Genomic DNA, 26,421 nt, shown 5'->3' on the forward strand with positions numbered 1-26,421 from the left:
TGTTTTTGTTTTTATTTAAATATTTCATTTAATAAAGAACTAAATCCTATACTGTAATTAGAAGCACTTTGATTATTTACAATAATATTGGATGATAGACTGTTTTTCTTTTTATCATCATCATCGTCATCATCGCCTTCTTCTCCGCCGCCGCTGTTATCAACGACTGTTACGGTGAACTGTGCACTTCCCAGCTTTACTCCGTTATAACTGATTGAGCAGGAAATAGTATAAGTTCCCGGTGTATTTCTGTCAAAGCCGCCTTCTCCGGTTACTGTTACTGTAGCTGAATCCGTCGAACCATCAGATAATGTTACGGTTGCTGACGGAGTAGAATAACCGCTGCCTTTATTTACCGTAACGGAATTTGAATCAAGTCCGTAAGACTGTACCGTAGGTGCTGCTGCACCTTTAACTGTTATTCCCGCTTTAGCTGTAAGAGTTTCACCTTCCTGTGAATAACTTGCCGTGATCGTTGCATTCCCGGCGCTTACACCTTTTACTGAATTACCGGATACTGAAGCTATTCCCGAACTGCTCGATGAAATTTTTGCGTTTACATTTTTAGTAGAGCCGTCTGCTAATGTTATCTTAGTAGTAACTGTAGCACTTTCTCCTACATTGATAGTTCCGGGGGAAATAGTTATTGTGAGTGCTTGTGCCGTTCCCTTATTATGGATATCACATTTTCCTTTAAGACTGTATTTAGCCTGAGAGCCTACTTCGTTTTTACCTGTCACTCCCGGCGGATAAGTTATTTTGCTTAAATCAAGCAATACTGATTTCTTAACTAAATCTTTAGGACAGTATTTGGTAGCTTTTTTCTTTGAAGCCGAACAGATACTTGCGGACACATGGATGTCATCTTTTCCGTTAGGTCCTTTTCCGGTTAAGAAGTATTCCGAATATACTTTTGAACCTCTTGGATCTTGAGACGATAGGGACGTAGGGCTTTTGCCTGAAACACCGTCTACTGCTGCTTGATATACATCATCAGGCTGACTTGCAAACTGACTGTTAGATACTTTTTTCTTGGAATATATTTCGCTGAAGGCATTTTTCCAAAATGCAGCGGGTCCGTTTGTAGATCCCCCGTACGTACCGATATTTAAGTGATAAGTGTTTCCGTCTACCGTGACTACATTTTGGTCATATCCGTACCATACAGCTCCGGAATATTCAGGAGTATATCCACAGAACCAAGCATGCCTGTTTTCATCAGTGGTACCTGTTTTACCGGCAACTTGTGTTCCGTCAATTGAAATGTATGTTGTACCGCCCTTTACAACGTCTTTTAGTATATCTGTTATTATGAATGCGGTACCTTTTTCAAATACTTTTACTTTTTCAGATTTGTTACTTATTATAACATCACCGTTTTTATCCGTGATTTCAGTATACATTATCGGAGTTTGTCTTACCCCGCCGTTTGCAAATGTAGTGTATGCACTTGCCATATTAAGTGTTGTTTGACCATGTGTATAACCACCAAGAGCAAGAGCCGCAGGGTTTAGGTCATTTGTGTCCGAATCTTTTACTATGTCAAGTCCTAATTTTTCTGCATATGGCACTATAGTTTCAGCACCTGTCTGCATCATAGCCTGTACAGCGATTGTGTTGGTAGAATTTGTAAGACCTTTTCTGACTGTCATCATACCTTGATTACCGCCGCCTGAGTTTTTAGGTCTCCACCCTCCGATACTTATTGATGTATCGTTGAATGCTGTACCTGCGGTTATCTGTCCGGAATCAATACCCGGACCGTATGTCGTTAGAGGTTTTGTTGAAGACCCCGGCTGGAATTTTTGTGTGGCTCTGTTCATTGATAAGCTCGCAGTCTTATTTCTTCCTCCGACAATACCTGCTACATATCCCGTTTTGTTTTGTATTACCGTCATTCCTACTTCAGGATTATATTCTATTTTTTCGCCTTTTTTCTTACTCATTGCCGAGCTTGCAGCACTTGCCGAGTAAGACTGAGAAGGGAATATCGAATCATTTTCCGCTGTCTTTTCGAGTGCATTTTGTACTACAGGGTCAAGTGTAGTTTTTATTGTAAGTCCGTTATTAAGTACAAAACTCGATGCATCTTCTTTTGAATAGTTGTATTTTTTTGCTATATCATTGACAACTTGTTCATAAACCGCGTCCGTAAAGTAAGAATATACTCCTTGGTTTTTATTTTGTTTAAGTCCTATTTTATTATTTTTAAGTTCATCTACTGCTATATCATATTCTTTTTGAGTAATATGATTTAGACTATACATTTGTTTAACTACTGCCAATGCTCTTTCCTTGTTATTTTCATCATAAGCAAGGACTTTTTTACCTTCTGAATTTGTTTCCTTTACTAATGTATAATCCCCGTCACCGTCTTTATCTTCGTATTTCAGTGGATTATAATAACTAGGAGCATTGATTATAGAAGCAAGGACTGCCGCTTGTGCAATGGAAAGCTGACTTACATCCTTTTTAAAGAAGTATCTTGAACCTGCCTGGATACCCCAAGCCTGAGACATATTTACTTTATTCAAATATGCTTCAAGTATTTTTTCTTTTGAAAGTTTCTTTTCAAGCTCTATAGATAATTTCCATTCCTGAACTTTACGCTTAATAGAAGTTTCACTCGTTAAATGAGTCAGTTTTATAAGCTGCTGAGTTATTGTACTACCGCCCGGTCCGTCTGTACTTCCCGATGTAAGAACTCCGACAATAGCCTTTGCCGTACCTATAAAGTCAACTCCTCCGTGTTCATAGAAACGTTTATCTTCTATAGATACAAATGCTAACTGTACGATTTCAGGTATCTCATCAATGGATACCGGCTCTCTGTTTTCCGAGCCTTGCAGTTCCTGGTAGTATTTTCCGTTTTTATCGACCAAGTGACTTGCGCTTGCATAATCGAATTTATCCAAGTCCAAAGCAGGAGCTTGAGCCATCCATACCAGCATAAGCGAAAAGCCGCCTATAAAGCATACTATGCCCAGCGTTACTATGGCTGCGATCACTCTTTTAACTGTGATTTTTTTACCCTTCGGTCCTTTAGGTTTGTTTTTACCAAACCTCTTTTTACCTAAAATACCTTTTTGTGAAGTGCTTTCACTTATATTATCTTTAGGTTTTTTAACTTTGACTCTTTTTCTTCTCATTTTGACTTTTCTTTGCATGTCGTCTTGAGTCTTCCTGTTATTATCGCCCATTTCTTACCTCCGTAATATATGCTTCGCATATTCTTTACCATTATATATTGTTAAACTTTTTTTATCAATAGCATATGTTGTAATTTGGCAATATTTAATAAAATTTTAACAATATTATCACTTTATAATAATAAATAATAATTTTATAAAAATAATAATAATAAAGTATTTATAAAATGAGCAAAATTATATATAATATACATTTATGAATGAAAATCCTATGGAGGTAGTGATGGAACTTAAACAAAATGAAACATATTCTAATTTTCTGCTTAAAAATATAGAAAAAGTTAATGAAATAAATTCAACTTCTTATGAATTTGAACATATAAAATCTGGAGCGAGGTTATTATTTGTATCCAATGATGATAAAAATAAGGTGTTCAGTATAACTTTCAGGACTCCGCCCGTAGATGATACGGGAAGTGCACATATACTTGAGCATAGTGTGCTTTGCGGGTCTAAAAAGTATCCTTTGAAAGAACCTTTTGTAGAGCTTATGAAGTCTTCTTTGAATACTTTTTTAAACGCCATGACATTTTCGGATAAGACTATGTATCCTGTTGCAAGCTTGAACGAAGCTGATTTCAGAAATCTTATGGACGTATACTTGGATGCGGTCTTCAATCCTTTGATATATGATAAGAAGGAGATTTTAGAACAGGAAGGCTGGCATTATCATATCGAAAATAAAAATGACGATATAAAATATAACGGTGTTGTTTACAATGAAATGAAAGGGGCTTTTTCGGATCCGGAAGATATTTTGGCAAGAAATATAGAATCTAATTTATATAAAGATACTGCTTATTCTTATGAGTCAGGCGGAGACCCTAAATATATCCCGACTTTAGACTACAGCACTTTTTTAGATTTTCATAAGAGATATTATCATCCGAGCAATTCTTACATTTATATATACGGAGATACCGATATTATACGTCACCTTGAATATTTGGATAAGAATTACCTTGAAAACTACGATAAAATGAAGGTTGATTCCAAACTTACCGAACAGACTGATTTTTCGGGTGTGGAAAAAAGAGTTGAAAAATTTTATTCGGTTAATGATGGGGAAGACAGCGATAATAAATATTTGCTTTCTTTAAACTACAGTGTTGGAAGTGTTCTTGATTTAAAGCTTGGTCTTGTATTTAATATACTTGAAAAAATACTCTTTGACTCGGATTCATCTTATTTAAAAAAAGCACTTTTAGATGCGGATATTGCCGATGAAGTAATGCTTGATTATAATAACGGTATACTTCAGCCGGTACTTAGTATTTCCGCAAAGAATGCAAAAAAAGATAAAATAGACGAATTTAAAGATATCATTATAAACACATTCAAAGATATAGTAAATAAAGGTATAGACAGAGATATTATAAGAGCTGCTATCAATAATTTTGAATTTGAATTAAAAGAAGGGGATACAGGAAGTCATCCTAAGGGGCTGTTATACTGCATTACAGTTATGGAAAGCTGGTTATATGACGGGGATCCGATGCTTCTTTTAAAATATGAAAATGCTTTAAATGAAATCAAAGAAGAAGCTGAACACGGGCTTCTTGAAGATGTAATCAAAGAATATATTCTGGAAAACGAAAAATATAATTATGTGATTTTATCTCCAAAAGAAAATTTATCTGATGAGGAAGATAATAAGCTTAGTGATAAACTAAAAAAATATAAGGAAAGCTTATCGGATAAAGAAATAGATGAACTGATAAAAGATACAAATAATTTGCTTGAAATGCAGAAAACTCCGGACAGTGAAGAAACGAAGGCATTGATACCGAGGATTTCAATCAGTGATATAGATGAGAATCCATCAGTAGTAAATGATGTGGAAATAGAGCATGTAGATAATAATGACATCTATATAAGAACTGATGATACAAAAGGAATTACTTATCTTGATATAAATTATGAAGTTCCGATAAATAATGAAGAAGAAGTTCATATGTTATCTCTTCTTACTAAATGCTTTGAAAACTTCAATACAGAAAATTTTGATATGTTAAGCTTGAATAATGAAATCAACGAGAATTTGGGAGATATTTTATTTACGATTTCCCCATATCAGAATATGAAGGAACATGATAAGTTCAGATCTTTCTTTACTTGTTCTGTCAAGGCTTTTTCAAGTAAAGAAGACAAGATGTATGAAATAATGGAAGAGTTATTGATCAGAACCGATTTTGATAATAAGGCGAAATTAAAAGATGTCGTTAAGGAAGAAGTTTCTAAAATGCAGTCGAGATTTATGGGTGCCACTCACAGAATGGTCCTTAATGAAGTTCTCGCTAATATAAATAGAAAGTCTAAGTTTGTAACACATTTAAATGGAATTCCATTCTATGATTTCATCAAAGATTTAAATGATAACTTTGATAAAAAAGCAAATGATATAATAAAAGGACTTAAAGAACTGGTTCAAAGAATAATAAATTCCAGAAAAGATGTAATCATAACAGTAGGAAAAGATAATAAAAAACAAAGTTTAAAACATGCTAAAGAATTTATTGAAAAATATCCATGCAGTAATGAAACAAAGATAAATATAGATTATAAGAAGTCAGATGATAATACTGTTATTTATCTACCTTCAATGGTAAATTATGTTGGCGAAGGTGCAAGTTACAGTGAACTTGGATATAAATATGAAGGTTCAATGCTTGTTTTAAAGAAATTTTTATCTACGGAATACCTTTGGAACAATGTAAGGGTTATGGGCGGAGCATATGGTTCGTTCATTCATATGGATAAGTTCGGCAATCTAGGGTTAGTTTCATATAGGGATCCTAACGTAGCGAGAACTTATGAAATGTATTCCAAGATACCTGATTATATCAAAAACATTGATTTGAACGATGAAGAAATAAGTAAGCTTATAATAGGAACGATTTCTGATATGGATACTCCTCTTAATGTATACAGTAAACTAAGGGAATATGTAACAAGAAAATATACTCTTGACACATATGATAATATTAAGAGAAGAAGAAAAGAAGTCCTAACGACTACGAATGATGATTTAAAGAGACATTATGATATGTTTAATGATTTTATTGATAAATCGGTTAAATGTGTAGCCGGAAACAAATCTAAAATAGATGAAGTCAAAGATAACTTTAATAAAGAAATAACATTATTTTAGATTTAATTGATTATAGAAAGGAAGAATATGAGGAATAAAAACATATTAAAAAGAACATTATCAAGCTTTTTAATAGTCGTTGTATTATTATTAAATATTACTTCAAATATATATGCGGCTGCTCCGAAAGTAAGTAAAGACTCGTCTATTGGATTATATCTTTACGAGGACTCCACAAAAAGTGAACTTTACAGTCACAACGGAAATAAGAAGATGTATCCTGCCAGTACGACAAAAATCATGACCGCCGCATTGACACTGGAATATATAAAAGATTTAAATAAAAAAGTAACTACGGGAAGTGAACTTAACAGGCTTCCCGCAGGAAGTTCAACGGCAAGTCTTTATAAAAACGAAACTCTTTCTTATAAAGACTTACTGTATGGATTGATGCTTCCCTCGGGCAACGATGCTGCAATAGTTTTAGCCTGTAATGTAGGGAAAGTAATAAACAAAGATAAGAACATAAGTAAAGACAGGGCATATAACGTATTTGTGAAGGAAATGAATAAAAAAGCCAAGGAAATCGGGATGAGCAAAACTCATTTCAACAATCCTCATGGATTTCATGATAAAAATCATTATTCAACTCCTCACGATATGGCACTTTTAGCCGCTTATGCCGATGATTTCAGCTATTATAACAGAGTGGTTGATTCTACATATTATGAAACGACAACAAATAAAACAACTCACAGATGGTCCGGACACAATGCTCTTATATTAAGAGGAAGCAAATACTTCTATAAACCCGCCAAAGGGGATAAGACGGGATATACCGGGGAAGCCGGAAAATGTGTCGTAGGCTCAAGTGAAAATGATCAGGGTATAAGATATTATGCCGTTGTACTTCATTCTCCCACGACTGCTCAGCAGTTCGGTCTCGCAAGGGATCTGCTTAAATACGGAAATGAGGAGACAGCCAAGCTTACTATCGAAGATGAGGGGGATACTTTATATAAGTACACCGTAAGAAACCTTGCACTTGGAGAGCAAGGTGCATTCAAGGTAAAAGTAAATAAAGATATTGAAGTATATGCTGATAAGAAATATACCGAGGATAATTTTACGATTTCATTCGAACCAAGCTCAAATTATCTAAAGAAAACAAATACCGAAGATTATGAATTGGTAAACTCTATAAGCGAAGATGATAAAATAGGCAAAATCAATGTATATCTAAATGGAAAATTCTTTAAAAGCGTAGACGCTTTTTCAAAGAATGATGTTGATATGCGTTCTACGAGAGATATCATAATTACAAATGCACTTATAATGATTTCACTGTTATGTTTGATAATCATGGCACTTGTACTATCATCAAGATATAGAACTAAGAAAAGGATACAGCATAGAAAAAATTTAAAAAGAGCAAGGCTTAAAAATGAAATAAAGACTTACGGGTCGAGGGTACCGAAAAGGAGACCTTCCACCAATGACAAAGGACAAAAAATAAAGGTTGTAAAAAAGAAGAACAACAAATCAAGACCAATGAATAAAAATACAAAATATATGAGGACAAGAAAGAGAACCAGAAAAAAATAAAATGAACGATAAAACTTTAAAAGCTTTGGAATTTGATAAGATTATTTCCAAGATAAGCGAATATGCTTTCTCTGATGAAGCAAAAGAAGAAATAATGGATTTAAGACCTACCGATAATGTTTATTTGATAAAAGATAAGTTAAATGAACTTGATGAACTTATCAGGTTTTCCATTTCTTATGCTGATATCCCTATTTACGGATATAAAATAAATAAGGATATAGTGTCGAGAGCAACCAAAGACGGGATGCTTATAAACGAAGATTTTATCAATATTGCAAAGAGTATAAAGTGTGCTGTGATGGTTAAAAAGCATATATTATCAAATATCAGCGAAGAGGATAATTTTGATATCTTGATAGATTATGCTGATAATATAGAAGATTTATCATTTCTACAAAAGGAAATCGACAGAGTGATAATCGACACTGAAACAATAAGTGACAAAGCCAGCAGTACTTTATACGATATCAGAAGAAACATAAAGAATACAAACAATAAAATAAGAGAAAAGCTGAACAGTATAATAAATTCTAAGACTTATCAGAAATATTTAAGCGAAAATATAGTAACAATAAGGTATTCCAGATACGTTGTTCCCGTTAAGAGCGAGTACAGGGGTGAAGTAAAAGGTATAGTCCACGATACTTCTCAAAGCGGAGCTACGCTGTTTATAGAGCCTGAAGCTATTGTTAATTTAAACAATAAATTAAAGGAACTCGAAGTAGAAGAACAAAAAGAAATAGAAGTTATTTTAAGGATACTTTCAAATAAAATAAAAGAGAATGCGAGTAATTTAAATGTAAATGAAAACATTCTTCTTTACTTTGATGTTTTAAATGCAAAATCAAGATTTTCTATCAAAAATGATTATCATAAGCCGGAAATAAGTTCTGATGAAGAAATTGTTTTAAAATCAGCAAGACATCCTTTGATAGAAATGGATAAAGCCGTTCCTTCAAATATTATTTTGGATAAAGAATTTAGGGCTTTAATAATTACGGGACCGAATACCGGAGGTAAGACCGTTACGTTAAAGACAGTTGGGCTATGTTCACTGTTATTCCAGTCCGGACTTTTTATCCCCGCAAATGACGGAAGCAGGCTTCCTATATATGAAAAGATATTTGCCGATATAGGGGATAATCAAAGCATTGCGCAAAGTTTAAGTACTTTTTCAGGGCATATGACCAATATCGTAGATATAGTAAATAATGCAAATGATAAAACTTTGGTATTACTTGATGAGCTGTGTGTCGGCACAGACCCGACGGAGGGGTCAAGTATTGCAATAGCTATTATTGATAGTCTTAAAAATATAGGTGCCAGGATCTTTTCTACGACACATTACAGTGAGATAAAAGAATATGCGATAGTAAAAAAAGATGTAATGAATGCAAGTGTTGAGTTTGACGTTGAGACTTTGTCTCCGACATATAGATTGATACTCGGTATTCCCGGAAAATCCAATGCTTTTGAGATATCTAAAAAATTGGGTCTTAAAGATAGTATCATAAAAGATGCGAAGAGATATTTGACCGAAGAGAACAGAGAAGTCGAAGACTTGATAAAAGAGCTTAATGAAAAAGCGGTAAAAGTAGAGGAAGAAAAAACTCAAATCGACCGATTACTTAAAGAAAACAAAAAGCTCAATGAAAAGCTTGAAAGTGAAAAGGCTTATATAGAAGAAAATAAATCCAAAATCATGATGGAAGCTTCTTTGAAAGCAAAGGATATTATAGCAGAGGCAAAAAGAGACTCTAAAGAGCTTATCAACAGGTTAAATAAAATAAGTATCCCAAAGAATGTCAATGCCAATAATTCTAAATTCAAAGAAGAAGCGGAAAATATAAAGAAGCAGATAAAAGAAAAAGAGGCGCTTTTAAATTCTTATATACCTTCTCACGAGCTTAAAAAAGAGGGGAACAAGAAAAATAGGAAAGAAGACTTTAAAATTGGGGAAGAAGTTTATATAAAGAGTTTGGATCAATATGCAAGCATTTTGGGTTTTGATAATAAAAATAACGTATTTATCCAGGCGGGTATAATAAAGACTAAAATCCCAATTTCTAAGATAGAACACTCAAACAAGGAAAAGGAACATATAAAAAAGACTGCGGTCAAATTCTCAAACACAAAGGCTAAGACAATAGATACTTCTATTGATATAAGGGGAATGTACTCCGATGATGCGATACTTAAAGTGGAAAAGTATCTGGATGACGCTTATCTTGCAAACTTGAAAATGGTAACGATAATCCACGGCAAAGGCACGGGGGTGCTTAAAAATGCCGTTCAGGACTTGTTAAAACATCATTCATATGTAAAAAAATTTAGGTTCGGCGCTTTAAACGAAGGCGGTGACGGAGCTACTATAGTTACTCTTAAATAATGTTGAAAATTGTCGAAGTAATGATATAATAAATTAAATCAAATATTTTTCAGGTAAGGTGATAATGGATATTATAATAGTTGGCTGCGGTAAAGTAGGAAGTACTATTGCCGAGCATTTAAATGAAGAAGGACATTCAATTGTCGTAGTAGATACAAAAGCGGATAAGCTTGAGATTTTAAGTAATAAACTTGATATTATGACTATCGAAGGAAACGGTGCCACAAGTTCTGTACTTATTGAAGCAGGGGTAGACAGTGCAGATTTACTTATAGCAGTGACCAATCGTGATGAAGTTAATCTATACTGCTGTTTGATAGCGAAGAAATCAGGAGTTAAAAATGCAATCGCAAGAGTAAGAAATCCGGAGTACTCCGAAGACATACATCTGATAAAAGATGATCTTGGTTTATCACTTTCCATAAACCCGGAACTTACGGCTGCAAGTGAAATGTCAAGGCTTATAAGGTATCCCGCGGCCATAGAAATAAACAGATTTGCCAAAGGCGGAGCCGAGCTTTATAAATTGAGACTTCCGTCTTTTTCAAAGCTTAACGGTAAGGCTGTAAAAAATATTTGCGGAATAGGTAAAAGTGATTATCAAATTTGTGCGGTAGAAAGAGAAGATGAAGTATTCATTCCTTCCGGAGATTTCGTTTTAAACAGTTTGGATAAAATATATATTCTAGCTAAGCCAAAAGATGCAATGAGAATGTTCAAAAGTTTTGATGTTCCCATGGAAATGGGCAGAACTGCAATATTAGTCGGGGGCGGACGTATAGCGGTTTATCTTGCCAAACAGCTTATAGCCAGCAATATATCCGTTAAAATTATCGAAGTTGACCCCGCTAAGTGTGAGGAAATCAGTGATATCCTTCCAAGTGCGACTATATTGTGCGGAGACGGTCTTGATAAGGAGTTCCTGCTTGAAGAAGGTCTTGCAACAGTTGATGCATTTGCCTCTCTCACGGGACTTGATGAAGAGAATATAATACTTTCTTTATATGCCGCAAGCGTATCCAATGCAAAGATCCTGACAAAAGTAAATAAACTTACATTTGATAATATAATAGATAAAATGGAAATCGGAAGTGTAATAAGACCCAAGTATCTGACAAGTGAATATATAATACAATATGTAAGAGCGATCCAAAATTCCCTCGGAAGTAATGTTGAATCTTTATATAAGATAGTTGGAGGAAAAGCCGAAGCTCTTGAATTTGTAGTGCGTGAAGATTCCAAAGTAACAGGGAAGGAACTTGGAGAGCTTACCTTAAAGGAAAATTTATTGATTGCAAGTATCAACAGAAACGGTAAAATTATCGTACCGTCCGGAAATGATACGATAGAAATCGGAGATAGTGTAATAGTTGTTACAACACATAAGAAATTAAGAGATTTAACTGATATATTAAAATAATTGGAGAAGTAATTTATGAACAAAGGTATGATCAAGCATATAACCGGCTGGGTATTCATACTCCTAGGACTTGTTTTATTATTACCTATTTTAGTAGCTGTAATATACAAAGAAAATACATGGACCGCATTTCTTCTTACATCCGTAATAAGTACATTGATTGGTATACTTTGTATTATAAGAAAACCTAAAAATCAAACCATATATGCAAAAGAAGGGTTTTCTATCGTTGCATTAAGCTGGATCATTATTGCGGTGATGGGAGCTCTTCCTTTTATTATAAGCGGTGAAATACCGGGATTTTTTAATGCACTTTTTGAAAGTGCCTCTGGCTTTACAACTACAGGTGCGAGTGTAGTGGATAATGTAGATGCGCTAAGTAAATGTATACTGTTTTGGAGATCCTTTATGCACTGGCTTGGAGGTATGGGGGTACTTGTATTTATCATTGCGGTTATTCCTTTGATCGGCGGGGGGCAGAATATGCACCTTATGAGAGCCGAATCTCCCGGACCTATGGTCGGAAAACTTATGCCAAAGCTTAGAAGTACACCGATGATTTTATATGGGATTTATTTTTCAATGACTGTGCTTGAAATTATATTTCTTCTTTTAGGGGGTATGCCTCTTTTTGATGCGGTGCTTAATTCCATGGCTACTGCGGGTACAGGTGGATTTTCCATGAGCAATGCGGGAATGTCTGCTTATAATACATATTGTCAGCTGGTCATATCCATATTCATGATTCTGTTCGGAGTTAACTTCAATGTTTATTTTCTTATTTTAGGTAAAAAAATAAAGGATGTACTTAAAAACGAAGAGGTGAGATATTATCTCATCATCCTTATTTCGGCTACGATTATAATAGCAATTAATATCTCCTCTCAGTTTAAATCAATGGGAATGGCTTTTCATCATGCTCTTTTCCAAGTCGCAAGCATAATGACAACGACTGGCTTTTCCAGTGTAGATTTTAATTTATGGCCGGAACTTTCGAAGACAATACTTATTATTCTCATGTTTATAGGAGCATGCGCAGGCAGTACCGGCGGAGGTATAAAGGTAAGCAGATTTATAATAGTATGTAAAGATGCCGTCAACGAACTTTCCATGCTCATACATCCCAGAAGAGTAAAAGTAATGAAGATGGACGGCAAAAAAATAGAAAAGAAGACTTTTCATAATGTATGTGCTTATTTATTTGTATACATGATAATATTTATAGGTTCGCTCCTTCTTATATCTTTAAATAATTATGACTTTTCTACTAATTTCAGTGCGGTTGCCGCAACAATGAACAACATAGGTCCGGGGCTTAATCTTGTTGGTCCCGCAACATCATATAGTTTTTTGTCTGATTTTTCAAAATTAGTTTTATCTTTTGATATGATTGCGGGAAGACTTGAATTATTTCCTATACTATTGTTATTTGCACCCGGAAGTTGGAAAAAATAGTCTTGGATAGAGGAAAATATGTTAAGAGAATTTCATGGTATAGTACTTAAAAATATAAAGTTTTCCGAAAATGACAGGATACTTACTGTCTTTACCAAGGAAAGAGGAAAGATAAGCGTAATGGCTAAGAATGCTGCTTCAAAGAAGAGTAAAGTCATTGCTCAGACTTCAACTTTTTCATATAGTTATTTTTGTTTGTATCCCGGAAAGAATTTTTATACTCTTAAAAGTGCGGACTATATAAAGAGTTTTCCCGGTCTTCAGACCGATTTGGAAAGGCTTTCTTTTGCAAGTTATATTTCGGAACTTGTGGATATCTTTTATGAAGATAAAATGGAAGAACCCATTACATTTAATTTAATAGTTTATATTTTAGATTTGCTTCAAAAAGAAAAATTGGAGAAGCTGTCTTTCATTACTCTTGCTTTTATGTTAAAATTACTTGGTATTTCAGGTATAATCCCGGACTTCAGCGGATGCAGCATATGCTCTGCTACTAACGGTGAATATTATATCCTTGATTTTGACAGCGGCAGTATACTTTGTGGCAAATGTACAATGAAGCATTTTTCTATGAATAAGATTACATTATCTCAGCTTAATTTAATAAATAAACTTACTTATGTAAATGTAAATGATATTAAAAATATGAGTTTTGATGAATTTACTTTGGAGGAGTGCAATAATATGATTGTGATTTTAAATAATTATATAACATATACTCTGCATAGAAAAACAAATAGTTTTAAATTTCTTTCAGATATGTTAGAATTAAAATAATATGTGGTTAAAAAATATGGAGGAAAAAATGATAAAGAGGCTTAGTTTAAACGAAATAATAAGTATTACAAAAATGAGAGGGATAATATTTCCGGGGTCGGAAATTTATGAAGGTTTGGCAAATAGCTTTGATTACGGTCCCATAGGAACTCTTATTTTAAATAATGTAAAAAACGCATGGTTCAAAAAGTTTATTCAGGAGTGTCCTTACAACGTAGCTTTGGACAGTGCTATCCTTGTAAATCCAAAGGTTTGGGAAGCAAGCGGACATCTTAAAAATTTTAACGATCCTTTAATGGACTGTAAAAATTGTAAAGCTCGTTTCAGAGCGGATAAGTTGATTGAAGATGACCTTGAAAAGAAAGGTTTAGATCCCAATGCGGACGGATGGAGCAATGAAAAAATGGAAGGATATATCGAAGAGAACAATATAGTGTGTCCTAACTGCGGTAAGCATGACTTTACGGGGATAAGACAGTTCAATTTAATGTTCAAGACTTTCCAGGGTGTTACGGAAGACAGCGTAAATACTATCTATTTAAGACCGGAAACTTGTCAGGGGATTTTTATAAACTTTAAAAACGTTCAGCGTTCTACAAGAAAGAAACTTCCTTTTGGTATAGGACAAGTAGGAAAATCTTTCAGAAACGAAATAACACCGGGCAACTTTATATTTAGGACAAGAGAATTTGAACAAATGGAACTTGAATTTTTCTGTGAACCTAAAGATGAAATGAAATGGTTTGAGTACTGGAGACAGTATTGTTTTGATTTTCTTGTTTCTCTGGGGATAGACAAAGAAAATATCAAATTCAGAGACCATGCAAAAGAGCAGTTATCTCATTATTCAAATGCTACGACGGATATCGAATATAACTATCCATTCGGCTGGGGAGAATTATGGGGGATTGCGGACAGAACAGATTTTGACCTAAAATCTCACGAAGAGTTTTCCGGTAAAGATATGAAGTACGTCGATCCTATTACAAATGAAAAATTCCATCCATATTGTATAGAACCTAGTGTAGGTGCGGGAAGATTGTTCTTTACACTTCTTTGCGATAACTATGTTGAAGAAACTTTGGAAGACGGAACAACGAGAAATGTATTCAAACTTCATCCTTATCTTGCACCTTATAAAGTAGCGGTGCTTCCTCTTACTAAAAAATTATCGGAAGAAGCAACCGAAGTTTATTCTAAACTTGCTAAGTATTTCATGGTAGACTACGACGAAGCCGGAAATATAGGTAAGAGATATCGTAGACAGGACGAAATAGGAACTCCGTACTGCGTTACTATCGACTTTGATACAAAAGAAGACGGAGCAGTAACAGTAAGAGACAGAGATACTATGGAACAGGAAAGAGTAAAAATTGACGATTTAGCTGATTATATTTCTAAAAAGGTTGAATTTTAGTCAAAAAAACAATCAAAAATAATGAATTAAATAAAAAATATTTATTACATCTGTCATATCGGTTAAAATTTATGACAGATGTAATATTGTTTTAAGGGCTTTTTGGTTGTAATTGTTTAAAAAATATAGTAAAATAAGAATATATTATTTATGTAAAAGTTTAAATAGGATATATAAGGAGTGTATAGTATGTCATTAAAAGAACGAATTGATATGCATAACAGGGAAAAAGCAGAAAGAAAACAAGCCAGACTCAGAAGAAGAGTAGAAAAGAAAAAGACGATCGAAGCTCTTACAATGGCTCAGATCGAAAACAGTGAAGATATAGTAGAGCTTTTTAAAACAACGGTAATGAAAAGGGCAAAATGTTTTGAAACAAAGGACTTCATAAATGCCAGGATATATGTACAGGACCTTAATAATATAACGGAATTTATGCTTAAGGATTTCGGTAAATATAAGGATACGATAGCAGAGCTTTCAAAAAGCGGTAAATACGAAGTCAAATACATATGCAGTGTCATATGTATCAAGACGGGCTTTAATACAAAGCAGGCAATAGATAACTTAAGAGATTTTGCAAGACGTAAGAAAGAAAACGGGGTTGTTGCTCACGAATCGAGAGAAGTAATAAAAAGATATAATGAAAAAAGGATCCCGGCTTATGACGGATTTCAAGTTGATTATAGTTATATAAAACGATAATATGCTGCTTCGGCAGCTTATTATATATTATTTGCAGTTTTAAATTACTGTGTAATGTCATATAACATTTTATAAGGAGGATGGTAAAAAATGTGTGCTAAAAAATTTGTTTATGCCTTCAAAGAAGGCGACGCAAGCCAAAGAGATTTACTTGGCGGAAAGGGAGCCAATCTGGCTGAAATGACCAATATAGGACTTCCCGTACCACAAGGTATCACAATCACTACGGAGGCTTGTATTGATTATTATAAAACAGGATGTGAAATCGATAAGGAAATAGTTGACCAAATTTATCAAAAACTGGCTGAACTAGAACAAATCACGGGAAAGAAATTTGGCGGGACTGATAATCCATTATTGGTATCTGTACGTTCGGGAGCAAAAATTTCCATGCCGGGGATGCTGGATACGATCCTGAATTTGGGACTTAATGATGTAACGGTTGAAGCTTTGGCTAAGAAGACAGGCAACGAAAGATTTGCATATGACAGTTACAGACGTTTTATACAAATGTTTTGTGATGTTGCACTTGGTATGAATAGAAATCTTTTCGAAGATATATTGGAAAGCAGAAAGAAACAGCAGGGGTATAAATACGACACCGAGCTTACCGCTTTTGATTTAAAACAAATCGTAAAACAATATAAAGATTTATTCTTAGACCAAAAAGGATATAAATTCCCTGATGATCCAAGGGAACAATTAATGGCAGCTGTTGAAGCTATATTTAAATCTTGGAACAATCCTAGAGCTATAGCTTACAGGAAATTAAATGATATACCAAATCGTATCGGTACTGCTGTAAACGTTCAATCAATGGTTTACGGTAATATGGGTCAAACATCGGGTACGGGGGTTGCGTTTACGAGAAATCCTGCTACCGGTGAAAATAAGATATTCGGTGAATTCCTTATGAATGCACAGGGTGAAGATGTTGTTGCGGGTATAAGAACTCCTCAGCATATCGAAACTTTGAATGATGTAATGCCGGAAGTTTACGAACAATTTGTAAACGCTTGTAACTTACTTGAAAATCATTATCTTGATATGCAGGATATTGAATTTACTATCGAAGAAGGAAAGCTTTATTTCCTACAGACTCGTTCGGGAAAGAGAACAGCTCAGGCTTCTTTGAAAGTTGCGGTAGATATGGAAGAAGAAGGTCTTATCACAAAAGAAGAAGCTTTGCTTAGATTAGACCCTACTACTTTAAATCAATTATTACATAGAGGTTTTGACCCTGAAGAACTTGCTAAAGCAATCCCTCTTACTAACGGTCTTCCTGCTTCTCCTGGTGCAGGCTGCGGTAAGATTTATTTTTCTGCGGAAGACGCTGTTGAAGCAAAAGAAAGAGGAGAAGAAGTATTACTTGTAAGAAAAGAAACATCTCCGGAAGATATCGAAGGTATGAATTCCGCTAACGGTATTTTGACCGCTACAGGCGGTATGACATCTCATGCAGCCGTTGTTGCAAGAGGCATGGGTAAGTGCTGTGTTGCCGGCTGTGAAGCAGCACATGTAAACGAAGAAGAAAAATACGTTGAAATCGGCGGAAGATTATTCTATGAAGGATATTATTTATCTATAAACGGTTCTACTGGTAATGTATACGAAGGTAAAATAAAAACAGTCGACGCTGTTTTATCCGAAGACTTTAATAAAATCATGTCTTGGGCTGATGAAGTCAGAAGACTTGGTGTGAGAACAAATGCTGATACAGTAAAAGATGCTACCGTAGCGGCTAATTTCGGTGCGGAAGGTATCGGTCTTTGCAGAACTGAGCATATGTTCTTCGAAGCTGACAGGATCTTTGCATTCAGAAAGATGATTTGTTCTAAGACATTGATGCAAAGGGAAGAAGCATTATCTAAAATCCTTCCAATGCAGAAAAACGACTTTAAAGGTTTATTCAAAGCAATGGGCGGAAAACCTGTCGTTATAAGACTTCTAGATCCGCCTCTTCATGAATTCCTTCCTAAGGAAGACGACGATATCAAACAGCTTGCAAGAGATATGGATATGACTTATGAAGAATTATCAGCGAGAGTAAATGAACTTCATGAATTAAACCCAATGTTAGGGCATAGAGGTTGCAGACTTGCCGTTACATATCCTGAAATAGCTGCTATGCAGACTAAGGCTATAATCATGGCTGCTATCGAAGCAAAACAGGAAGACGGACTTGATATAACTCCTGAAATCATGGTTCCTTTGGCAGGAAGTTATTTGGAACTTAAATATGTAGTAGATAAAATAAGAGAAACCGTAAACGAATTATTTAAAGAAAATGGTATCAGAATAGACTATAAAGTAGGTACTATGATTGAGATACCAAGGGCTGCTCTAACTTCAGATCAGCTTGCAAAAGTAGCTGAGTTCTACTCTTTCGGAACCAATGATTTAACACAAATGACATATGGTTTCAGTAGAGACGATGCGGGTGTTTACATAAAAGAATATCTTGAAAAAGGTATTTTCCCTAAAGACCCATTTGCTACTATAGATACCGAAGGTGTCGGTCAGCTTGTTGATATGGCTGTTAAAAAAGGTAAGAGCGTAAATCCTGAACTTCACTGCGGTATATGCGGTGAACAAGGAGGGGATCCTGCGAGTATCGAATTCTTTGACAGTGTAGGACTTGATTATGTATCATGTTCCCCATACAGAGTTCCTATCGCAAGACTTGCTGCTGCTCAGGCAAGAATTAAAAACGATAAGAAAAACAAATAGATTTTTAAAAGACGTTTCTTATGAAACGTCTTTTTTGTGTTATTTAATAGTTTGTATTTATGGGGCTATAATATGGGGATGAGGACTTCTATATAATTTTCTCCTTTTTCATCCTGATGTTCATTGTATTTTATTATGTCATATAGATTTTCTTCATTTAAAATGCATGTTTATTTTGGAAGCCATTTTTTATATATATAATCAAATACCGGTTCCATGCTGTCTTCGTTTTTACCTCTCAGTGTAAACTCGATATACTTGCTTTTTTTGATATTCTTTACTGTCATTCCTTTTGGGATTTTATTTATATCCTTTACTTCTGCTCCCGCAAAGTATTTGAAATCAGTCATATTTTCTGTTTTTTCAAAATTAGTATAATCATTTATTCCTATAAGATAATCAAAATCGATCCTATTTTCTATTTGTCCTTTGTTTTGGTGAAGTCTCCTCCAGCACTTTCCGATTACTTTAAATCCTTTTTTCGTGCTTTCCTCATATCCTATAAGAGTAATATTATCAATATATTTTCTTTCTATTTTTAATATAATATCTCCCGGTATTTTATTATCATTATCGATATCATATTTTAACTGAATGGGAAAGTGTTCTTTATTATTCCTATAGACCTTGGGAGTTTGTCCATAGAGATTTTTAAAAGCTTTTGAAAAAGAACGCTGGGTTTCATATCCCGCATTTAAAGCAATGTCTATAATTGGTCTATCGGTATTTACCAGTAATACTGCAGCTTTTGTAAGCCTTCTTCTTATTATATATTCATGTACTGTTAAACCTGATACAAAGGAAAAAATCCTGTGGAGGTGATATTTTGAATAGTTTACTGCTTTAGAAATACTATCAAGATCAAGTTTTTCTTTATCTAAATTTTCTTCTATATATCCTATTACTTGTTTTATTACTTCAATATTATTTATCATTTTATTTAACTCGTTTATTATATTAATATATAAAATATAAAAATATGTCATAAATCTTGCTGTTATTCTTTTGCATTTTAGAAAAACAGCTTTCTTTTGATTATAATATAATAAGCATTATTATATATAAAATATAATAAAAATAAGTAATTTATAAGTTATTCAACCTTTTTATCGAATATGCATAATATGGTATAAATTGCTAATCGATTATGGGTTATATATTTGATTATTTTCACTGTAAATGTTATAATTATGTAACTGAGATACGATTGAATTAAGGGGATATACAAATGAATACTTATATTAAGAAGCTTTTAGGTATGATATTAACTGCGTTATTTTTTGTTAGCGTAAATGTTACACCTATTTTTGCGGAAAGCTTAGTTAATGATGATATAAAAACAAATGATAGTACCACAGAACAAAAGAGTGATATATCTTCACCACCAAATGACATCAATGAAAATAAAAATAAGGACGAAATAACTAATAATAATGATAAAGATATAATAGAAGAGAACAATGATAAATCAGCAGAGGAGGCTATATCCCAAGAGTCTCAAAAGGCTGATGATAATAATGTTATAAAAGAAGAAAATAAAACAAAGAAGAATTCTTTGATGTCTATAAATGATTATGCAGTTCCGAGTGAAAGCGATTATAATTTTTCATCCGGAAAAATAACAGGGCTTAAAAGCAGTTATATAGCCGGTTTAAGTGATGAACAAAAACTGAATATAAGACTTGAAATACCCGGAAGCATAAACGGTGTGGATGTCACTTCAATAGGTGATAATGCTTTTAACATCCCTTCCAAATCTGATTATGCTTTTACTTATCTTGATTTATCTAAATGTGCGAGTCTGAAAAGTATAGGTCAGTGGGCATTTTATAATAATTCAATAATGGAAGGAAGTATAGTACTTCCAAATACTTTAACTACAATATCCGACCATGCTTTTGACGGCTGTAAAAGTATTTCAGGTTCACTGGTGATACCAAATTCCGTTACTTCTATCGGTACTTATGCATTCAGCGGATGTTCATCGATGAAGGGAAGTTTGAGTTTATCAAATAGTTTAAATGTTATTTCAAATTATGCTTTCAGTAACTCGGGATTTACCGGAAATCTTACAATCCCAAGCGGGGTCACTGCGATAAATAACAGTGCATTCAGACAGTCTAACAGTTATAACGGATTTACGAGTGTTGTAATTCCCGAAGGCGTAACCATGATAGATGCGACTGCTTTTTCGTATCAAAATGCACTTGCTAATGTTACATTCCCAAAGAACAGTCTAACTAAAATCAATAATTCTGCTTTTAGATATTGCGGTTTGACGGGAGTATTAAAAATACCTGATACTGTGCAAACTATTGGAGCAAATGCTTTTGCTTCAACGAAACTTACGACAGTATATATACCAGATAATGCATATTCTGCTTTAAGTGATTATATAGTTTCTAGTACATTTTCAAGCAGCAGCAATTTAACTGCTATTGTTTGCAGTTCTTCCAATTACACAAACTTATATAATATACTTAATAGCTCGGATAAGCCAAAATTAGGTTATCCTGTAACCCTGAAGTTTGATGACGGAAACGGTGGGAATTATAACAGTATAGAAAGACTGTACAATCATGCTTTAAACTTTGTAAGAAATGATGATGATAGTTACGTAACAGATACTTCATATGAACTTCCTAAGGTAATAGGAAATGAAAACAAAAAGTGGGCATTTTCTTCTACTGCTTTGGAAGGGGTAAAAGTAAGTACCAAAGTCACATCTTCGACTCTCTATGCAATAGAACCTTTAGCCGATCCGACTTTTTCTTTCAGCGATGATATCGATTTGGTATATGACGGTAAGGCCCATACTATGAAAGTAACAGCATCGCATCCTTTATATAAACCTATATCGGAAGCAAAAAGCGGGGATGTGGTATTTTACTATACTTGGAGATATGCAACTATCGGTACATCTTCAGCCGATCTTAAAGGATTTGATAAAAATGAATTTTCCATAACCGACGTTAGAGAACCACGATACGCCATTGCATGTGATGTTACTATTCAGACTTGCTTGGTAGATGGAACCAGTGCCAAACCTTTCAATACACAAACGCATACCTTTGCGGTGCTTTTAAAACAAGCGGAACCGACTGTTAATCCGGTTTTTAATAATAAAGTTGATATGACTGTTACAAAGGATTTACCGGAAATAAGTCTCGGTGATACCGATACCAAGGGAGTTATAAGCTGGGATGAGGGACAGACTTTAAAAGAAGGTACAAACGAATATAAATGGACGTATACTCCCGAAAATAATCCTAATGGTATATCTAATTATAAAACCGTAACGGGGAGTTCTAAAATAGAAGGCATAGATAAAAAGGATTTTATGTTAAATATTTCATCCGGTGAACATGGCAAGGTTTCTCCTGCAGGAGACGCGACTGTTACTCAGGGAAATGATTTTACCATGACATTTACTCCCGATAAAGGATATAAAGTCGGAAGTTTGAAATTAGATGATAAAGATATTACCTCTGATGTTAAAGATAATAAATATACATTAAAGGATATACAAAAGTCTTATGATATAAAAGTAAGTTTTGAAAAGATTACTCCCGATGATGTCGAAGATATGATAAATACTCTTCCTGTCATAAGTGATGATAAAGATTTGACAGCCGAAGAAATCGATGATATTTTAGATATCAAAGAAAACTACGAAACTTTGGATAACAGTTCAAAAGAAAATGTGACTTATGAAAACAAGCAGGATTTATGTGAAGCTTTATCTAAGGTTCCTCAGATAGACTTGGAAGTTACTGGTGAAAATCAATCGATAAATGTAAATAATAGCTCTATACTTCTCGACAATTTAACTTCTGATGATATTAAAATAATAAAAGATGACCCCGATACAAAAATTAAATTGTGTTTGGACATTAAAAATATAAACTCAAATAACAGTTATGAAAATATAATAAACAAAACTGTAAAAGATATAGATATTTCAAACTATTTTGATATAAGTGTAAAGAAAGAAGTAATATCCTCAGGGGGCAATAATAAATCTATTGTAATATCAAATTTAAGTTATCCGATCAAACTAAGTTTTGATATACCTAAGGATATATTATCGAGTAATGGTACATTTAGAGAATTCTTTATAGTAAGGCTTCATGAAGAAGGCGGTACTCATAGTGTTGATATTTTAAAAGATGAGGATGATATAGAAAACACCATAACAGTAAGCAGTGATAAATTCTCTGTATATGCCCTATCTTATAAGGATAGTGAAGCAGTATCAAAATTTATGGTAAAAGCTTCATCATCGAAACATGGTTCTATTTCTCCTTTGGGAAATATAGAAGTCAAAAAAGGTGAGAATAAGACTTTTTATATAAGTCCGGATAAGTGTTATGAAGTAGATTATATCCTTATAGACGGTAAAAAAATTAAAGCAGCAGAAAAATATACGTTTAAAGATATAGATAAAAATCATAGTATCAAAGCTGTGTTTAAACCCAGCAGCAATAAAGGTGTATCCGTTTCTTTCAACAGCGAAAATACAGATAATACAAAATCAAATGTTAATAACAATTCATCGGATAAGAGCAACATAGTTGATACGAGTGATATGAACAATGTTATCTTGTATGCCGGAATCGGTATTGCTTCTCTTGTAATAATATTAGCCGTTTTGATATATATAAAAAAGCATGATTAAAAATAAAAATAGAGTCTTGATTAGACTCTATTTTTTTAATAATTAAAACTTTGTCTTATGTTAAATAGTATGTTATTATTGATACAATAAATAGATTTAAGGATAGGATTATTTTATGAGGCGTTTATGTAAGAAAATAGGAATTGGAATTCTTGCAGTAATTATATCATTATCAATTTTATATGTGCCCACAAGTGTTTTTGCTAAAGAAGAAAAAGTATTAAAAGTTGCATTTCCCGAGAGTGCGGGAATAAATGAGGTCTATGAAAATGGTTCTTATGGAGGAAGTGTATACGACTGGCTTATGGAAATTTCAAAGTACACGGGCTGGAAATATGAATTCGTTACCGGAGATACAAATACTCTTTTAAGTGATATGATGAAAGGTAAATATGATATAATGGGGGGAATGTTATATCAAAAGGAGCTGGAAAAGTATTTTTGCTATCCCGAATATACAATGGGAAGTAATTATTCTCTGCTTATTTATCCTAAAGAGGATGATAGCATAAAAGGATTTGACATTAGTACTTTAAACGGAAAAACTATAGGTGTTTTTGAAAAAGCCGATTATAAAATTAAAAGACTTAAAATATTTTTAGACTCAAATAATGTGAAATGTAAATTAAAGTATTTTGATTTGAAAAATTATGAATCGTGTCTCGAAAAAAAACAAGCTGATTTGATGCTTGGTTCTGATGTATATATGAATGATAATTATAATGTTGCGGCTAAATTTGCAGCAGATCCTTATTATATCGTTACTTCTTCCAATCAAAAGGAAATATGTAAAGAATTAAGCAGAGCGATGGAAGAAATTTATTCAGCAAATCCAAATTTTGCCGATGAACTCTATAATAAATATTTTCCTGAAAAATATATAAATACAATAAGTTTTTCAAAAAAAGATTTATCATTTATAAAAAGTGCGGGAGAAATCAAGGTTGCAGTATCCGAAGAATTGTATCCTATAAGCTATAATGATAAAGAAGTGAACGGGATCATACCGGATATAATAAAACTTATATCAAAAAAGAGCAAACTAAAGTTTACTTACGTAACGGCAAAGACTTATGAGGATGCTTTAAATCTTGTAAAGGAAGGTAAAGCAGATATCCTCGGAGGTTTCTTTGATGACAGTTATTTTGCCGATCAACAAAATTTAATCCTTACAAAGTCATATATAAATATTGACGGGGTAATACTTAAAAATAAAAATGCTGATACTAAGTTTGAAAATATAACTCAAGCTGTTATAAAAGGCGGGAATACAAAATCTACGGATAAAAAAATAAAGCTGGAGTATTATGATAGTTTTGAAGATTGTTTAGATGCGGTCAATAAGGGCGATGTAAGCCAAACCATAATGCCGTCTTCCATAATGGAAAGTTTATATTTAAAAAACTATTATCCTAATGTTATATATACTTCCAGTGAAAGTTCCAGACCCGGACTTTCCATTGCTTTAAAAAAGGGAGCCGATTCTCAACTATATAATGTATTGAATAAGACAATAAATAACATTTCCGAGACTGAATCCGGTAATATAAAAAAGAATAATATGGTTTCTATAAGTGAAAATAAAGTTAGCTTTAAATCATATTATTATTCTAATCCAACTATGGTAATAGTGATAATAGTAGGTTTTATATTATTGGTATCAATAATAGTATTGTTACTGATATGGTTTAGAATGAAAAATGATGTTATGAAAGTCAAAGTAGCTGAGGCAGAAGCATCTTCCAAAGCTAAATCGGAATTTCTTTCATTGATGTCTCATGAGATAAGAACACCTATAAATGCAATCATAGGTCTTACAAATATCAATATGATGAATAAAGATTTACCCGAACATTTAAAAAAGAATTTAGTGAAAATCGATTCATCCGCGCAATTCTTGCTGTCTTTGGTAAATGATATCCTTGACATGTCTAAAATTCAAAATTATAAAATGATAATCAACAATCAGTGTTTTGATATGTTTAAGGTTACAAAGGATATAGATGAATTATTTATATCTAAAAAAGAAGAGAAGAATATTAAATTTACTTTTGATATTGAACTTAAGAATAAATACTTTATGGGTGATAGTGTAAGGATTAAACAAATCATCTCAAATATAGTTTCCAATGCCTTTAAATTCACCGAAGAAAACGGAGAAATAATTTTAACTATCAGAGAAGAAGTTAAAGAGGATAATACATCTGATGTATTCTTTAGCATAAAAGATAATGGTATAGGTATCAAAGAAGATAAATTAAATAAAATATTTGATGCTTTTGAACAGGTCTCTATAAATTATAATAATGAAGCCGGTACGGGACTTGGATTATTTATATGTAATCATTTGGTTACACTTATGGACGGAGAGCTTAAGGTGGAAAGTAAAGAGGGAGAAGGTTCCGATTTTTATTTTACATTAAATCTGCCTATTGTTAATGAAAAAGATGTAGAAGAAGAAATATCAAATAATGATATTTCAAAATTGGAAGATAAGAGGATACTTATTGCCGAAGACAATGATTTGAATGCGGAAATAGTTATTTCACTTCTTGAAATGAATAATATAAAGGTTGACAGGGCTTCTAACGGTGAAGAAGCTGTCAGAATGTTTAAAGATAGTGAAGATAATCATTATGATATGATTTTAATGGATATAAAAATGCCTAAAAAAGATGGGATTATGACCACGAAAGAAATCAGAAGTATTGATAGTGATTATGCAAAACAAATTCCTATAATCGCAATGACTGCTAATACTTTTGAAGAAGACAGAAAAAATGCATTAAACGCAGGTATGAATGCTTTCCTATCTAAACCTTTTAATGTAGATGAATTTTATAAAATCATATCTGATACAAAGTAAATATATAAAAGCCTGGATTTAAGTTCAGGCTTTTATTTTATATGATATATAGTAAATAAATATCATTATTTAT

General features: G+C 33.3%; 13 protein-coding genes. 11 read left to right on the forward strand and 2 right to left on the reverse strand.

Annotated elements, in window-relative coordinates; all coding sequences use genetic code 11:
• Window positions 1-11: 11 nt before the first annotated feature.
• Window positions 12-3,200: a transglycosylase domain-containing protein gene (locus NSA01_RS02000; RefSeq protein WP_257479849.1), complete on the reverse strand. Its 3,189-nt coding sequence runs from the start codon at window positions 3,198-3,200 to the stop codon at window positions 12-14.
• Between the two features lie 232 nt (window positions 3,201-3,432).
• On the opposite strand from NSA01_RS02000, the gene NSA01_RS02005 reads away from it, so the two are divergent.
• From NSA01_RS02005 to ppdK, 9 genes are all read left to right on the forward strand, one after another.
• Window positions 3,433-6,360 carry an insulinase family protein gene (locus NSA01_RS02005; protein WP_257479850.1) on the forward strand — a complete coding sequence of 976 codons (2,928 nt, stop codon included), beginning with the start codon at window positions 3,433-3,435 and terminating at the stop codon, window positions 6,358-6,360.
• 27 nt (window positions 6,361-6,387) lie between these two features.
• Window positions 6,388-7,905, forward strand: coding sequence for a D-alanyl-D-alanine carboxypeptidase family protein (locus NSA01_RS02010; RefSeq protein WP_257479851.1), 1,518 nt, complete (start codon window positions 6,388-6,390; stop codon window positions 7,903-7,905).
• Window position 7,906: 1 nt separating this feature from the next.
• The gene (locus NSA01_RS02015) at window positions 7,907-10,297 is read left to right on the forward strand and encodes an endonuclease MutS2 (RefSeq protein ID WP_257479852.1); all 2,391 of its coding nucleotides are present in this window, start codon (window positions 7,907-7,909) and stop codon (window positions 10,295-10,297) included.
• Between the two features lie 64 nt (window positions 10,298-10,361).
• On the forward strand, window positions 10,362-11,717 hold the full coding sequence (trkA, locus tag NSA01_RS02020; protein WP_257479853.1) for a Trk system potassium transporter TrkA: 1,356 nt from the start codon (window positions 10,362-10,364) through the stop codon (window positions 11,715-11,717).
• 15 nt (window positions 11,718-11,732) lie between these two features.
• Complete coding sequence (locus tag NSA01_RS02025; protein ID WP_257479854.1) at window positions 11,733-13,172, forward strand: TrkH family potassium uptake protein; 1,440 nt, start codon at window positions 11,733-11,735, stop codon at window positions 13,170-13,172.
• Window positions 13,173-13,190: 18 nt separating this feature from the next.
• On the forward strand, window positions 13,191-13,952 hold the full coding sequence (gene recO / locus NSA01_RS02030; protein ID WP_257479855.1) for a DNA repair protein RecO: 762 nt from the start codon (window positions 13,191-13,193) through the stop codon (window positions 13,950-13,952).
• A gap of 28 nt (window positions 13,953-13,980) precedes the next feature.
• Window positions 13,981-15,369 (forward strand): glycine--tRNA ligase, encoded by a 1,389-nt coding sequence (locus NSA01_RS02035; protein WP_257479856.1) that lies wholly within the window; start codon window positions 13,981-13,983, stop codon window positions 15,367-15,369.
• Between the two features lie 189 nt (window positions 15,370-15,558).
• Window positions 15,559-16,074: a hypothetical protein gene (locus NSA01_RS02040; RefSeq protein ID WP_257479857.1), complete on the forward strand. Its 516-nt coding sequence runs from the start codon at window positions 15,559-15,561 to the stop codon at window positions 16,072-16,074.
• Between the two features lie 90 nt (window positions 16,075-16,164).
• Window positions 16,165-18,804, forward strand: a complete 2,640-nt coding sequence (gene ppdK, locus NSA01_RS02045) for a pyruvate, phosphate dikinase (protein WP_257479858.1) — start codon at window positions 16,165-16,167, stop codon at window positions 18,802-18,804.
• 170 nt (window positions 18,805-18,974) lie between these two features.
• Here ppdK and NSA01_RS02050 read toward each other — a convergent pair whose 3' ends face one another.
• Window positions 18,975-19,739, reverse strand: a complete 765-nt coding sequence (locus NSA01_RS02050; protein ID WP_257479859.1) for an AraC family transcriptional regulator — start codon at window positions 19,737-19,739, stop codon at window positions 18,975-18,977.
• A 293-nt stretch (window positions 19,740-20,032) separates the two neighbouring features.
• Between NSA01_RS02050 and NSA01_RS02055 the strand changes: the two genes are divergently transcribed.
• Entirely contained in the window at window positions 20,033-23,482 is a 3,450-nt protein-coding gene (locus NSA01_RS02055) for a leucine-rich repeat domain-containing protein (protein WP_257479860.1), read from the forward strand.
• A gap of 115 nt (window positions 23,483-23,597) precedes the next feature.
• Window positions 23,598-26,348, forward strand: a complete 2,751-nt coding sequence (locus tag NSA01_RS02060; RefSeq protein WP_257479861.1) for an ATP-binding protein — start codon at window positions 23,598-23,600, stop codon at window positions 26,346-26,348.
• Window positions 26,349-26,421 lie beyond the last annotated feature (73 nt).

This window comes from Anaerofustis stercorihominis, assembly GCF_024623185.1.
Lineage (GTDB): Bacteria > Bacillota > Clostridia > Eubacteriales > Anaerofustaceae > Anaerofustis.